Raw genomic sequence first — 14,542 nt, 5'->3', positions numbered from 1 at the left:
TACCGCTCAAGGGAGAGCGCGATGGTCAGCAAGCCGCCCGCCGGTGACCCGGTCCAGGACGCACCGCAGGTCACGGAGCCGCAGCACGCCGCCGCCGGCCTGCCCGCCATCGGGCACACGCTGCGGATCGCGCAGGAGCAGATGGGCCTGCGGCGCACCGCGCGGACCCTGCTCAAGGTCAATCAGAAGGACGGCTTCGACTGTCCCGGCTGCGCCTGGCCGGAGGGCGACAAGCGGCATGTGGCGGAGTTCTGCGAGAACGGCGCGAAGGCGGTCGCCGAGGAGGCGACGCTGCGCCGGGTGACCCCGGAGTTCTTCGCCGCGCACCCGGTGGCGGACCTGGCGACCCGCAGCGGCTACTGGCTGGGGCAGCAGGGCCGGATCACGCAGCCGATGCTCCTCCCGGAGGGCGGCGAGCGGTACGAGCCGGTGAGCTGGGAGCGGGCGTTCGCGATCATCGCGGAGGAGCTGCGGGCCCTGGCCTCCCCCGACGAGGCGCTCTTCTACACCTCGGGGCGGACGAGCAACGAGGCGGCGTTCCTGCTCCAGCTCTTCGCCCGCGAGTTCGGCACGAACAACCTGCCGGACTGCTCCAACATGTGCCACGAGTCCTCGGGCTCGGCGCTCACCGAGACGATAGGGATCGGCAAGGGCAGCGTCTCCCTGGAGGACCTGCACCGGGCCGACCTGATCATCGTGGCCGGGCAGAACCCCGGGACGAACCATCCGCGCATGCTCTCGGCCCTGGAGAAGGCGAAGGCCTCGGGCGCCCGGATCATCTCGGTGAACCCGCTGCCGGAGGCGGGTCTGGAGCGCTTCAAGAACCCGCAGACCCCGCAGGGCATGCTCAAGGGCGCGGCGCTCACCGACCTCTTCCTGCAGATCCGGATCGGCGGCGACCAGGCCCTCTTCCGCCTGCTCAACAAGCTGGTCCTGGAGACGGCCGGGGCGGTCGACGAGGAGTTCGTACGCGAACACACCCACGGGTACGAGGAGTTCGCCGCTGCGGCGAAGGCGGCCGACTGGGACGAGACGCTCGCCGCGACCGGGCTGAGCCGCTCCGAGATCGAGCGGGCCCTGGAGATGGTGCTCGCCTCGGAGCGGACGATCGTCTGCTGGGCGATGGGCCTCACCCAGCACAAGCACTCCGTGCCGACCATCCGCGAGGTCGTCAACTTCCTTCTCCTGCGGGGGAACATCGGCCGGCCGGGCGCGGGCGTGTGCCCGGTGCGCGGCCATTCGAACGTGCAGGGCGACCGCACGATGGGCATCTTCGAGCGCCCCGCGCCCGCCTTCCTGGACGCCCTGGACAAGGAGTTCGGGATCGTCTCGCCGCGGCACCACGGCTTCGACGTGGTGCGCTCGATCCAGGCGCTGCGCGACGGCGAGGCGAAGGTGTTCTTCGCGATGGGCGGCAACTTCGTGGGGGCGACGCCCGACACGGAGGTGACGGAGGCGGCCATGCGGAACGCGCGCCTGACCGTGCACGTCTCGACGAAGCTGAACCGCTCGCACGCGGTGACGGGCACGCGCGCGCTGATCCTGCCGACGCTCGGCCGCACCGACAAGGACACGCAGCGCGCCGGCCGGCAGTTCGTGACGGTCGAGGACTCGATGAGCCTGGTGCACGCCTCCCGGGGCAACCTGCCGCCGGCGAGCCCGCACCTGCTGTCGGAGCCGGCGATCGTGGCGCGGATGGCCCGGGCCGTCCTCGGCGACGGATCGGCCACGCCCTGGGAGGAGTTCGAGGCGGACTACGCCACGATCCGGGACCGCATCGCGCGCGTGGTGCCCGGTTTCGAGGACTTCAACGCCCGTCTCGCGGCGAGCCCGGGCGGCTTCGCGCTGCCGCACGCCCCGCGCGACGAGCGCCGCTTCCCCACGAAGACCGGCAAGGCCAACTTCACGGCCGCTCCCGTCGAGTATCCGAGGGTGCCCGAGGGCCGGCTGCTGCTGCAGACGCTGCGCTCGCACGACCAGTACAACACCACGATCTACGGTCTGGACGACCGCTACCGGGGGATCAGGGGCGGCCGCAGGGTCGTGCTCGTGCACCCCGAGGACGCGGCGGCGTTCGGCCTCGCGGACGGGGCGTACACGGATCTGGTGAGCGAGTGGACGGACGGCACCGAGCGGCGGGCGCCCGGCTTCCGGGTGGTGCACTACCCGACGTCACGGGGGTGCGCGGCGGCCTACTACCCGGAGACGAACGTCCTGGTCCCGCTGGAGTCGACGGCGGACATCAGCAACACCCCCGCCAGCAAGTCCGTGATCGTGCGTCTGGAACAATCACAGTCCGCCTAAGCGTTTGCTCAGGCGGTCGCGACGCGACAAGCAGCCGTACGAAGACGAACGGAGCCGGGCCCATGGGTGAGCAGCAGCATGTGAAGTTCCCGCAGGAGGTCATCGACGAGTACGCGGCGCTGGGCGTCGACCTCCCGGCGCTCTTCTCGGCCGGACACCTGGGGAACCGGATGGGCGTCCAGATCCTGGAGGCCTCGGCCGAGCGGGTCGTCGGCACCATGCCGGTGGAGGGCAACACCCAGCCGTACGGGCTGCTGCACGGGGGCGCCTCCGCGGTGCTCGCCGAGACGCTGGGTTCGGTCGGCTCGATGCTGCACGGCGGGGTCTCGAAGATCGCCGTCGGCGTCGACCTCAACTGCACCCACCACCGCGGGGTCCGCAGCGGCCTGGTGACCGGCGTGGCGACCCCGGTCCACCGCGGGCGGACCACCGCCACGTACGAGATCGTGATCAGCGACGAGCAGGGCAAGCGGGTGTGCTCGGCGCGGCTGACCTGCCTGCTGCGCGAGGTCACCGCGAAGGACGCGGGGAACCTGCCGGAGGCGGGGGCGGCCGCGGGCGCCTGACGCGCGACCGACGAACCACGAAGGGGCGGCACCTACGGGTGCCGCCCCTTCGGCGTTCTCCCGCACCGCCCCCACCCCGTCCGCCATCACTCTCCGTGATCTTCGCACGATGTGAAAACACGCGGGGCGGCAGAGTCGTTCCGTCCGCTCAGGTTTCTGCCACTGTCCGATATCCGGAGAGTCGGCCGGAGCATGCGACAGGACCAAGATTCCCTCAAGCCCCTTAGCGGAACTGCGCGTTCTCAGTATGTGAACACTGCATTACAGGCCGCTATGCCCCGGTTTTCCCAGTCGACGCGCACACTCTTTCCCCGTCGGCATAACAAGACAGTCACATCCTGTCCTCGCCGCTCCCCGACCCTCCCCACCTGCGCTTAGAGTCACCGCCAGTCACCGCGCCGCCGGGCGCGTCCTACTGCACGGCCCTGTACCAACCCAGTACGGCCCGGCGTTCCAAAACGGCACCCCTCGTTCCTCTGCTTCACGGCACCGCCTCATCCCGAGGGGGCCGCGCCAGGGAAAGGACCCTTCGTGCGAAACCGTTCGTTGCTCATACTCACCACCGCGGTCACCGCGGGAGCGCTCACGCTCACCGCCTGTGGTTCGCGTGACGACAAGGGCGGCGCCGAGAACGGCGACGGCGGCAACGTCACCGTGACCATCGGTCTCGACGCCCCGCTCACGGGTGAGCTGTCCGCCCTCGGCCTCGGCATCAAGAACTCGGCCGACCTCGCGGTCAAGACGGCCAACAAGAAGTCCTACGTCAAGGGCGTGACCTTCAAGCTGGAGTCCCTGGACGACCAGGCGCAGCCCTCCTCGGGCCAGCAGAACGCGACGAAGTTCGTCGCCGACAAGTCCGTCCTCGGCGTCGTCGGCCCGCTGAACTCCGGTGTCGCCGAGTCCATGCAGAAGGTCTTCGACGACGCGAAGCTGGTGCAGGTCTCCCCGGCCAACACCAACCCGTCGCTGAGCCAGGGCATCAACTGGAGCACCGGCGAGAAGAAGCGCGGCTACAAGTCGTACTTCCGCACGGCCACCACGGACGCCATCCAGGGCCCGTTCGCCGCCCAGTACGTCTTCAAGGAGGCCAAGAAGACCAAGGCCTTCATCATCGACGACAAGAAGACCTACGGCGCCGGCCTCGCGGGCACCTTCAAGGGCGAGTTCGAGAAGCTCGGCGGCAAGGTCGTCGGCACGCAGCACATCAACCCGGACACCAAGGACTTCAGCGCCGTCGCCACCCAGGTGAAGAGCTCCGGCGCCGACGTCGTCTACTACGGTGGCGAGTACCCGGCCGGCGGCCCGCTGGCCAAGCAGATCAAGGCGGCCGGCGCGAAGGTCACCGTCGTCGGTGGCGACGCGATCTTCAGCCCCGAGTACGTGAAGCTCGCCAGCCCGGCCGCGGCCGACGGCGACATCGCCACCTCGGTCGGCGCGCCGATCGAGAGCCTCCCCTCCGCCAAGGAGTTCCTGGCCAACTACAAGGCCGAGAACTACAAGGAGGCCTACGAGGCCTACGGCGGCTACGCCTACGACTCGACCTGGGCGATCATCGAGGCCGTCAAGAAGGCCACCGAGGGCAACGGCGGCAAGGTCCCCGAGCGCGCCAAGGTCGTCGAGGCCATGCAGGGCGTCTCCTTCGAGGGCGTGACCGGTTCGGTCGCCTTCGACGAGTTCGGTGACACCACCAACAAGCAGCTCACGGTCTACAAGGTCGAGGGCGGCGCGTTCAAGCCGGTCAAGTCCGGCACCTTCGGCGGCTGACCTCAGCAGCCCCACCTCTCAGCACCACCTTCACCGCGCGGGGGCGCCACACCAGGCCCCCCGCGCGGTGTCACATCCGTCGAAAGTCTCGGAGGACAATGCGGTGAACGAACTGCCGCAGCAGCTGGTCAACGGCCTGCTACTGGGATCCATGTACGGGCTCGTCGCCGTCGGCTACACGATGGTCTACGGCATCGTCCAGCTCATCAACTTCGCCCATGGCGAGATCTTCATGACCGGCGGCTTCGGGGCCCTCACGGTCTGGCTCATCCTTCCCGGTGGCACCACCATGTGGGTCGCTCTGCCCCTCATGATCATCGGTGCCGTACTCGTCGCGACGACGATAGCCGTCGGAGCGGAACGGCTCGCGTACCGTCCGCTCCGCGGAGGCCCACGCCTCGCCCCCCTCATCACCGCCATCGGTCTCTCACTCGCCCTCCAGCAGGCCGTCTGGGCCTTCTACCCGGAGGCGAAGTCCGCCCGGACCTTCCCGCAGATCCCCGGCGGCCCGATCGAGCTCGGCCCGGTCACCATCCAGACCGGCGACGTCTTCCTCCTGGTCGCCGCCCCCGTCTGCATGGCCTTCCTCGCCTTCTTCGTCATGCGCACCCGCACCGGGCGCGGCATGCAGGCCACGGCGCAGGACCCGGACACCGCGAAGCTCATGGGCGTCAACACCGACCGGATCATCGTGATCGCGTTCGCCCTCGGTGCCGCGATGGCCGCGGTCGGCGCCGTCGCCTACGGCCTCAAGTACGGCGTCGTCGACTACAAGATGGGCTTCCTCCTCGGACTCAAGGCCTTCACGGCCGCCGTCCTCGGCGGAATCGGCAACATCTACGGAGCCATGATCGGCGGAGTCGTCCTCGGTATCGCCGAGACCATGGCGACGGCGTACGTCAGCCACATCCCCGGTATGGATCAGCTCGGCGGCCAGTCCTGGGCCGACGTCTGGGCCTTCGTACTCCTCATCGTCGTACTCCTCGCCCGGCCACAAGGCCTGCTCGGCGAGCGCGTCGCGGACAGGGCGTGACACCATGACCACCATCTCCGAGAACTCGACGGCGCCCGCGGCGCCCGAGCCGGCCGTGGCGACCGGACTCATCGGCTTCGTGCCGGTCGGCATCGCCCGCGCCCTCACCCTGGGCGGCGGCATCCTCAGCGTCGCCAGCTGCTTCACCGCCTGGACCTGGACCCCCCGCTTCCCGGGCGACCTCACGTTCTACGGCTCCCCCGGCGGCCTTCAGATGCAGGTCCTGGTCACCGGCCTGCTCACCACCCTCTTCGCCCTCTCCTCCTACGGCGTCAAGGGCACCCGCTGGCTGACCCCGGCCGGCGGCGACGCGGCTCTCAAGCTGGCCGCCCTCGCCAACTTCGCCATCGCCTGGTTCACCGTCGGCGCCATCAGCGTCACGCTCGGCGGTCCGGTCAACCTGGAGCCGGGCGGCGCGATCGTCGCGCTCGCCAGCCTGCTCGCCCTCCTCGGCGCGCTCGCCCTCCCCTTCGAGCGGCCCAAGGTGCTGCCCGTGGACCCGGAGGACACCGGCTGGGACCAGTTCAAGCACCGCGCGGGCAACGGCTGGGACTCGTTCAAGGCCGCCTTCGCGACCGCTCCCGTGCGCCGGCTGCCCTCGATGCACTCCTCCGTCGAGATCCTGATCATCACGGGCATCCTCGCCGTGGCGCTCGGTGTCTTCACCTACGGCATCGGCACGGAGTACGACGAGCTGTTCCTCGGCTTCCTGATCACTGCGGGCCTCGGCTTCGCCGCGGTCAACAAGTCGGGCCTCATGCAGCAGGCCGCGCAGCTCACCAAGAAGCACCAGAACCTCTCCATCGCGGGGGCGTTCACGGCTGCGGCGCTCTTCCCCTTCACCCAGACCGACGACCAGTACGCGACGCTCGGCGTCTACATCCTGATCTTCGCCACGGTCGCCCTGGGCCTGAACATCGTCGTCGGCCTCGCCGGTCTCCTCGACCTCGGTTACGTCGCCTTCCTCGGCGTCGGCGCCTACGCGGCCGCCCTCGTCTCGGGCGCCCCGACCTCGCCGTTCGGCGTGCACCTCCCCTTCTGGGCCGCCATCCTGGTCGGCGCCGGAGCCTCCCTGGTCTTCGGTGTCCTCATCGGCGCCCCGACCCTGCGGCTGCGCGGCGACTACCTCGCCATCGTGACGCTCGGTTTCGGTGAGATCTTCCGTATCGCCGTCATGAACACCGACGGCACCTCCGGTCCGGACATCACCAACGGCTCCAACGGCATCGCGTCCATCCCGAACCTGAACATCCTCGGCTTCGACTTCGGCGCCGAGCACGTGATCGCCGGGTTCACGATCGGCCGCTTCGCCAACTACTTCTTCCTGATGCTGCTGATCATGGCGGTCGTCGTGCTGGTCTTCCGGCGCAGCGGCAACTCCCGCATCGGCCGCGCCTGGGTCGCCATCCGCGAGGACGAGACCGCGGCTCTGGCCATGGGCATCAACGGCTTCCGGGTCAAGCTCATCGCCTTCGCGCTCGGCGCCTCGCTCGCCGGCCTCGCCGGCACCGTGCAGGCCCACGTCACCTACACGGTGACCCCGGAGCAGTACCTCTTCGCCGGCCCCATCCCGCCCAACTCCGCCTTCCTGCTCGCGGCCGTCGTCCTCGGCGGCATGGGCACGATGAGCGGTCCGCTGGTCGGTGCCTCGCTGCTCTTCCTCATCCCGAACAAGCTCCAGTTCATGGGCGAGTACCAGCTCCTCGCCTTCGGCGTCGCGCTGATCCTGCTCATGCGCTTCCGCCCGGAGGGCATGATCGCCAACCGGCGCAACCAGCTGGAGTTCCACGAGAAGGACGAGACGCCCGCCACGCTCGCCAAGGCAGGTGCCTGAACCATGACGACCACCACCCAGTCCGCCGACGCCACCAGCGCGCCGGCAGTCGGCGAGACCGTCCTCGACGCGCGCGGGGTCACCATGCGCTTCGGCGGCCTCACCGCCGTGCGCGATGTGAACCTCACCGTCAACAGCGGCGAGATCGTGGGCCTCATCGGCCCCAACGGTGCCGGCAAGACCACCTTCTTCAACTGCCTCACCGGCCTCTACGTCCCCACCGAGGGTGAGGTCCGGTACAAGGGCCAGGTCCTGCCGCCGACGTCCTACAAGGTCACCAACGCGGGCATCGCCCGGACCTTCCAGAACATCCGGCTCTTCCACAACATGACCGTCCTGGAGAACGTCCTCGTCGGACGTCACACCCGGATGAAGCAGGGCCTCTGGGCCGCCCTGCTCCGCCTGCCCGGCTTCAAGAAGACCGAGGCCGAGGCCGAGCAGCGGGCCATGGAGCTCCTGGAGTTCATCGGCCTCCAGGACAAGGCGCAGCACCTCGCCAAGAACCTCCCGTACGGAGAGCAGCGCAAGCTGGAGATCGCCCGCGCCCTCGCGAGCGACCCCGGTCTGATCCTGCTCGACGAGCCCACCGCCGGCATGAACCCGCAGGAGACGCGGGCGGCGGAGGAACTCATCTTCAAGATCCGGGACATGGGCGTCGCCGTGCTCGTCATCGAGCACGACATGCGGTTCATCTTCAACCTCTGCGACCGGGTCGCCGTGCTCGTCCAGGGGCAGAAGCTGATCGAGGGCGACAGCGCCACCGTCCAGGGCGACGAGCGGGTCATCGCCGCGTACCTGGGGGAGCCGGTCGAGTCGGAGGCGGCCCCCGCGCCGGCTCCGGCCGCCGAGGAGGCCCCGGAGACCCCCGAGGCCGACGGGACCGACGAGGCCCCGGCCGACGAGGCTCCCTCGGATGACGCACCGGCCGACGAGGACGAGGCACCGGCCGCCGAGGCCGAAGCTCCGGCCGACGAGGCTCCGGCCGACGAGGCCCCCTCGGACGAGGCTTCCGACGCCGACGAGTCCTCGGAGGACGCCGCCGAGGAGACCGACGAGGCGCCCTCGGAGGACACCCCGTCGGAGGACACCAAGCACGACCCTGCTTCGGGCAAGGAGAACGACGCATGACCGCACTGCTCGAAGTCGAGGACCTGCGCGTCGCCTACGGAAAGATCGAGGCCGTCAAGGGCATCTCCTTCTCCGTCGACGCCGGTGAGGTCGTCACCCTCATCGGCACCAACGGCGCCGGGAAGACCACCACCCTGCGGACCCTCTCCGGGCTCCTCAAGCCGGTCGGCGGCCAGATCAAGTTCGAGGGCAAGTCCCTCCGCAAGATCCCCGCGCACAAGATCGTCTCGCTGGGTCTGGCCCACTCCCCCGAGGGCCGGCACATCTTCCCGCGGATGACGATCGAGGAGAACCTCCTCCTCGGCGCCTTCCTCCGGAAGGACACCTCCGGCATCGCCAAGGACGTCCAGCGCTCCTACGACCTCTTCCCGATCCTGGGCGAGCGTCGCAAGCAGGCGGCGGGCACGCTCTCCGGCGGTGAGCAGCAGATGCTCGCGATGGGCCGGGCGCTGATGTCCCAGCCGAAGCTGCTCATGCTCGACGAGCCCTCGATGGGTCTCTCGCCGATCATGATGCAGAAGATCATGGCGACGATCGCCGAGCTGAAGGCCCAGGGCACCACGATCCTGCTCGTCGAGCAGAACGCCCAGGCCGCGCTCGCCCTGGCGGACCACGGTCACGTCATGGAGATCGGCAAGATCGTGCTCTCGGGCACGGGGCAGAACCTGCTCCACGACGAGTCCGTCCGCAAGGCGTACCTCGGCGAGGACTGAGCACCACGAACCGAAGGCCCGCCCCACAGTGTCGTGGGGCGGGCCTTCTCGTGTCCGTGCCGAGGGGGCCGGGCGGAGGGGGCCGGGCGGAGGGGGCCGGGCGAGGGGCGGCTACTGCCCCTTGGCCGCCTTCTTCTCCTCGGCGTCCTCGATGACGGCCTCGGCGACCTGCTGCATCGACATGCGGCGGTCCATCGAGGTCTTCTGGATCCAGCGGAACGCGGCCGGCTCCGTCAGCCCGTACTGGGTCTGCAGGATCGACTTGGCGCGGTCGACGAGCTTGCGGGTCTCCAGGCGCTGGGAGAGGTCGGCGACCTCCTTCTCCAGGGCGCGGAGTTCGGCGAAGCGGGAGACGGCCATCTCGATGGCCGGCACCACGTCGCTCTTGCTGAACGGCTTCACCAGGTACGCCATGGCACCGGCGTCCCGGGCCCGCTCGACGAGCTCGCGCTGCGAGAAGGCGGTCAGCATGAGGACCGGGGCGATGGACTCGCCGGCGATCTTCTCGGCGGCCGAGATGCCGTCGAGGACGGGCATCTTCACGTCGAGGATGACGAGGTCGGGGCGGTGCTCACGGGCGAGCTCGACGGCCTTGGCGCCGTCCCCTGCCTCGCCGACGACCGTGTAGCCCTCTTCTTCCAGCATCTCTTTGAGGTCGAGGCGGATGAGGGCCTCGTCCTCGGCGATGACGACGCGGGTCGTCAGCGGCGGGACGTGCGACGACTCGGCGTCGTCGGCGGGCTGGGGCGACTCGGGGGCGGTCACGCGGGCTCCTCGTTCGATGGCCTCGTTCCGAGGCGGATACAGCTCCCCATGAGCCTACCTACCTCCTGTAAGGTAGGGACACGGCGGGTGATCACCGACCTTCGTTTCGAAGGATGCCCCGGTAGCCCAGCGGAAGAGGCAGTGGTCTCAAACACCATACAGCGTGGGTTCGAATCCCACCCGGGGCACTTTACCTTTGATTCCAAGGTTTGAGACGAATGGGCCGATCAAGGTCCTCGACCGTCCCCGCCGCCCCTCCCCCCTACGTCAGGGACTCACCGATGTGGTGGACCCGGACCAGGTTCGTGGAGCCCGCGACACCCGGCGGGGAGCCCGCCGTGATGACCACGATGTCGCCCGGCCGGCAGCGGCCGATCCGCAGCAGCTCCTCGTCGACCTGGGCCACCATCGCGTCCGTGGAGTCCACGTGCGGACCGAGGAAGGTCTCGACGCCCCAGGTGAGGTTGAGCTGGGAGCGGGTCGCCGGGTCCGGGGTGAAGGCGAGCAGCGGGATCGGCGAGCGGTAGCGGGAGAGCCGCTTGACGGTGTCGCCGGACTGGGTGAAGGCCACGAGGAACTTGGCGCCCAGGAAGTCGCCCATCTCCGCGGCCGCGCGGGCCACCGCTCCGCCCTGCGTACGGGGCTTGTTCCGCTCGGTGAGGGGCGGCAGGCCCTTGGCGAGGACGTCCTCCTCGGCGGCCTCGACGATCCGGCTCATGGTGCGGACCGTCTCGATCGGGTAGCGGCCGACGCTGGTCTCACCGGAGAGCATCACGGCGTCCGTGCCGTCGATGACCGCGTTCGCCACGTCGCTCGCCTCGGCGCGCGTGGGGCGGGAGTTGTCGATCATCGAGTCGAGCATCTGGGTGGCGACGATGACCGGCTTCGCGTTGCGCTTGGCCAGCTTCACGGCGCGCTTCTGGACGATCGGCACCTGCTCCAGGGGCATCTCGACGCCCAGGTCGCCGCGGGCGACCATGATGCCGTCGAAGGCAGCCACGATCTCGTCGATGTTCTCGACGGCCTGCGGCTTCTCGATCTTGGCGATGACGGGGAGCCGGCGGCCCTCCTCGTCCATGATCCGGTGCACGTCGTCGATGTCCCGGGCACTGCGGACGAAGGAGAGGGCGATGACGTCGGCGCCGATGCGCAGCGCCCAGCGCAGGTCCTCGATGTCCTTCTCGGAGAGGGCGGGGACGGAGACGGCGACCCCGGGCAGGTTGAGGCCCTTGTGGTCGGAGACCATGCCGCCCTCGATCACCCGGGTGTGCACGCGGGGGCCGTCGACGGAGGCGACCTCCAGGGTGACGCGGCCGTCGTCGACGAGGATGCGCTCACCGGCGGTCACGTCCTCCGCGAGGCCGGAGTAGGTCGTGCCGCAGCAGTGGCGGTCGCCCTCCACCGGCTCGACGGTGATGGTGAACTCGTCGCCGCGTTCAAGGAGTACGGGACCTTCACGGAAGCGGCCGAGGCGGATCTTCGGGCCTTGAAGGTCGGCGAGGACACCGACGCTGCGGCCCGTCTCGTCGGCGGCCTCGCGCACGTGCTGGTAGCGCTTCTCATGGTCGGCATAGCTGCCGTGGCTGAGGTTGAAGCGGGCCACGTCCATTCCGGCCTCGATCAACGCCTTGATCTGGTCGTATGTTTCTGTGGCGGGCCCAAGGGTACAAACGATTTTCGCTCGGCGCATGAGTCGAGCCTAGGCCTTACCCACCAGTAGGAAATTGGCTCGGCATGACTACTCAACAACCTTTCCATGAAAGGTTGTTGACAAGTCTTGAATCTGTGCGCCGGGGTGCTCCGATGAGCGATTTTCGCGCCACCCGGGCGCCCGTCTCAGAGTGCGGGCGGCCTCATCGTGAACCGGGCCACGACCTCGGCCGTCACCGTCTGCCGCTGCGGTTCGAGGTCCAGCGGAGGCGCCTCGACGGCCGCCTCCGCCGAGTAGGCCACCGCCGCCGCGCCGAACCCGGCGCGCCTCGGCATCGGGGGCTGGGCCAGACCCGCGTCCGACAGTTCGAGGAGTGAGGAGAGCGAGGTGCCGAGCGCCTCCGCGTAGGCCCGCGCCCGCTGCACCGCCTCCTCGACCGCGAGCCGGCCCGCCTCCGCGTACGCCGGGGAGGCCGGCCGCAGCTCCCACCACGGGCCGTCGACGCTCGTCATCTCCAGGTCGGCGAGCCGGGTCACCAGTTCGCCGAGCGCGGTGAAGTCGGTCAGCTCGGCCGTCACCCGCACCCGGCCCGTATAGGCGTGCACGCGCTCGCCGCGCCCCTTCCGGGCCAGCTCCGGGGAGATCGAGAACCCGCCCGTCTCCAGCTTCTCGACCGCGTCGCCAAGCGCCTTGACCAGGTCGAGCACCCGGGCGTTGCGGCGGGTGAGGTCGGCGAGCGTCTCCGCGCGGTCCGTGCCCCGCGCGGAGACCGTCAGCCAGATCCGGGCGAGCTCCGGCTCGACCTCCAGACGGCCTTCTCCACGGACTGTCACCTGGGGCGCGTCGGGGGTGGGGTGTGGGTGTGTCATACCGAACACTTTCCCACTCCGTAACCCGACAGGTCTGTTGCGACGGTTGCTTCTGAGCCAGAATCTACGCGCGTTGTGCGCCATGGCCGGCGCCGAAACATAGGGGAGAAACACATGCCGCTGAACCGCCGGGCCTTCTTGGAGAGCTCTGCCGCCGTCGGAGCCGGAGTCGCTCTCACCGCGGGGGTCGCCGCCCCCGCCGAGGCCCACGAAGCCCGCCCCCGGCCGGCCAAGCGGTACTCGTTCACCGTGATGGGCACCACCGACCTGCACGGCAACGTCTTCAACTGGGACTACTTCACGGACAAGGAGTTCGACGACAAGGCCCACAACGACGTCGGCCTCGCCAAGATCTCCACGCTCGTCGACCAGGTCCGCGCGGCGAAGGGCCGCCGCAACACCCTGCTCATCGACGCCGGCGACACCATCCAGGGCACCCAGCTGTCCTACTACTACGCCAAGGTCGACCCGATCACCGCCCGCCGCGGCCCCGTCCACCCCATGGCCCAGGCCATGAACGCCATCGGCTACGACGCCGCCGCGCTCGGCAACCACGAGTTCAACTACGGCATCCCGGTGCTGCGGAAGTTCGAGGAGCAGTGCGACTTCCCGCTGCTCGGCGCCAACGCGCTCGACGCCAAGACCCTGCGCCCGGCCTTCGCCCCGTACAGCATGCACCGGCTGTGCACCCCGCACGGCAGGGACGTCAAGGTCGCGGTCCTCGGCCTGACCAACCCGGGCATCGCCATCTGGGACAAGGCGAACGTCACCGGCAAGATGGTCTTCCCCGGCCTCGAGGAGCAGGCCGCGAAGTGGGTGCCGAAGCTCCGCTCCATGGGCGCCGACGTCGTGGTCGTCTCGGCGCACTCCGGCTCCAGCGGCACCTCCTCGTACGGTGACCAGCTCCCGTACATCGAGAACGCGGCCGGGCTCGTCGCCGAGCAGGTGCCGGGCATCGACGCGATCCTCGTCGGCCACGCGCACACCGAGATCCCCGAGTACCGGGTGAAGAACAAGGAGACCGGCAAGGACGTCGTCCTGTCCGAGCCCCTGAAGTGGGGTCAGCGCCTCACCCTCTTCGACTTCGACCTGGTGTGGGAGAAGGGCCGCTGGGTCGTCGAGAAGGTCGGCGCCCAGGTCCTCAACTCCAACACGGTCGCCGAGGACCCGGAGATCACCGGGCTGCTCTCGGACGAGCACAAGAAGGTCGTCGCGTACGTCAACCAGGTCATCGGCACCTCCACGGCCGCCATGACCACGGCCGACGCGCCGTGGAAGGACGAGCCGATCATCGACCTGATCAACGTCGTCCAGGCCGAGACGGTGAAGGCGGCCCTCGCGGGCGGCGCGTACGCCGGCCTGCCGGTGCTCTCGCAGGCCTCCTGCTTCTCCCGCACCGCCCGGATCCCGGCCGGCGAGATCAGCATCAAGGACGCCGCCGGCCTCTACCCCTTCGAGAACACCCTGGAGGCCCGCCTGCTGACGGGCGCCCAGCTGAAGGACTACCTGGAGTACTCGGCGAAGTACTACGTCCAGACCCCGGCGGGCGCGCCCGTCGACACCGCGAAGCTCACGAACGCGGACGCCACGCCGGACTACAACTACGACGCCGTGTCCGGTCTGACGTACGACATCGACATCGCGAAGCCGGTCGGTCAGCGGATCACCGGCCTGTCCTTCGAGGGCAAGCCGCTCGACCCGGCGGCGAAGTTCGTCCTCGCGGTGAACAACTACCGGGCGAGCGGCGGCGGCGCGTTCCCGCACGTCGCGGGCGCCCAGCAGCTGTGGGCCAACTCGGACGAGATCCGCAACACCATCATCCAGTGGGTGAAGGCCAAGGGGACGGTCGACCCGGGCACCTTCGCGTCGGTGGACTGGAAGCTGACCCGGGACGGCGTGCCGGTCTTCTAGTCGG

11 protein-coding genes and 1 tRNA gene are annotated in these 14,542 nt (G+C 69.5%); 9 read left to right on the top strand and 3 right to left on the bottom strand.

What is annotated here, in order from left to right:
- The first annotated feature begins 21 nt into the window (after positions 1-21).
- The 7 genes from IE237_RS14685 (at position 22) to IE237_RS14655 (ending at position 9,342) form a co-directional block, all read left to right on the top strand.
- Entirely contained in the window at positions 22-2,304 is a 2,283-nt protein-coding gene (locus IE237_RS14685) for an FdhF/YdeP family oxidoreductase (protein WP_189802348.1), read from the top strand.
- Between the two features lie 62 nt (positions 2,305-2,366).
- Positions 2,367-2,870: a hotdog fold thioesterase gene (locus IE237_RS14680; protein WP_189802347.1), complete on the top strand. Its 504-nt coding sequence runs from the start codon at positions 2,367-2,369 to the stop codon at positions 2,868-2,870.
- A gap of 531 nt (positions 2,871-3,401) precedes the next feature.
- Positions 3,402-4,634, top strand: coding sequence for a branched-chain amino acid ABC transporter substrate-binding protein (locus IE237_RS14675; protein ID WP_189802346.1), 1,233 nt, complete (start codon positions 3,402-3,404; stop codon positions 4,632-4,634).
- A 103-nt stretch (positions 4,635-4,737) separates the two neighbouring features.
- A complete protein-coding gene (locus IE237_RS14670) occupies positions 4,738-5,667 on the top strand; it encodes a branched-chain amino acid ABC transporter permease (RefSeq protein ID WP_189802345.1) in 930 nt (309 codons plus the stop codon).
- A gap of 4 nt (positions 5,668-5,671) precedes the next feature.
- On the top strand, positions 5,672-7,501 hold the full coding sequence (locus IE237_RS14665; RefSeq protein ID WP_189802344.1) for a branched-chain amino acid ABC transporter permease: 1,830 nt from the start codon (positions 5,672-5,674) through the stop codon (positions 7,499-7,501).
- A 3-nt stretch (positions 7,502-7,504) separates the two neighbouring features.
- Positions 7,505-8,629: an ABC transporter ATP-binding protein gene (locus tag IE237_RS14660; RefSeq protein ID WP_189802343.1), complete on the top strand. Its 1,125-nt coding sequence runs from the start codon at positions 7,505-7,507 to the stop codon at positions 8,627-8,629.
- Positions 8,626-9,342 (top strand): ABC transporter ATP-binding protein, encoded by a 717-nt coding sequence (locus IE237_RS14655; protein ID WP_189802342.1) that lies wholly within the window; start codon positions 8,626-8,628, stop codon positions 9,340-9,342. The genes IE237_RS14660 and IE237_RS14655 overlap by 4 nt, the downstream gene beginning before the upstream one ends.
- Positions 9,343-9,453: 111 nt before the next feature.
- Here the strand turns inward: IE237_RS14655 and IE237_RS14650 are convergent, their stop codons facing one another.
- Positions 9,454-10,107 (bottom strand): ANTAR domain-containing response regulator, encoded by a 654-nt coding sequence (locus tag IE237_RS14650; RefSeq protein WP_189802341.1) that lies wholly within the window; start codon positions 10,105-10,107, stop codon positions 9,454-9,456.
- A gap of 115 nt (positions 10,108-10,222) precedes the next feature.
- Between IE237_RS14650 and IE237_RS14645 the strand changes: the two genes are divergently transcribed.
- A tRNA-Leu gene (locus IE237_RS14645) sits at positions 10,223-10,295 on the top strand.
- A gap of 74 nt (positions 10,296-10,369) precedes the next feature.
- Here the strand turns inward: IE237_RS14645 and pyk are convergent.
- Together pyk and IE237_RS14635 are read right to left on the bottom strand one after the other, a co-directional pair.
- Positions 10,370-11,797 carry a pyruvate kinase gene (gene pyk / locus IE237_RS14640; RefSeq protein WP_189802340.1) on the bottom strand — a complete coding sequence of 476 codons (1,428 nt, stop codon included), beginning with the start codon at positions 11,795-11,797 and terminating at the stop codon, positions 10,370-10,372.
- Positions 11,798-11,943: 146 nt separating this feature from the next.
- A complete protein-coding gene (locus IE237_RS14635; RefSeq protein WP_189802339.1) occupies positions 11,944-12,627 on the bottom strand; it encodes an SIMPL domain-containing protein in 684 nt (227 codons plus the stop codon).
- Positions 12,628-12,741: 114 nt separating this feature from the next.
- On the opposite strand from IE237_RS14635, the gene IE237_RS14630 reads away from it, so the two are divergent.
- Complete coding sequence (locus tag IE237_RS14630; protein WP_189802338.1) at positions 12,742-14,538, top strand: bifunctional metallophosphatase/5'-nucleotidase; 1,797 nt, start codon at positions 12,742-12,744, stop codon at positions 14,536-14,538.
- The last annotated feature ends 4 nt before the right edge of the window (positions 14,539-14,542 follow it).

The sequence above is a fragment of the Streptomyces tanashiensis genome, assembly GCF_014648895.1.
Taxonomy (GTDB): domain Bacteria; phylum Actinomycetota; class Actinomycetes; order Streptomycetales; family Streptomycetaceae; genus Streptomyces; species Streptomyces tanashiensis.
The sequence above is the reverse complement of the archived record's forward strand: the minus strand, read 5'-3'. Positions and strand labels throughout refer to the sequence as shown.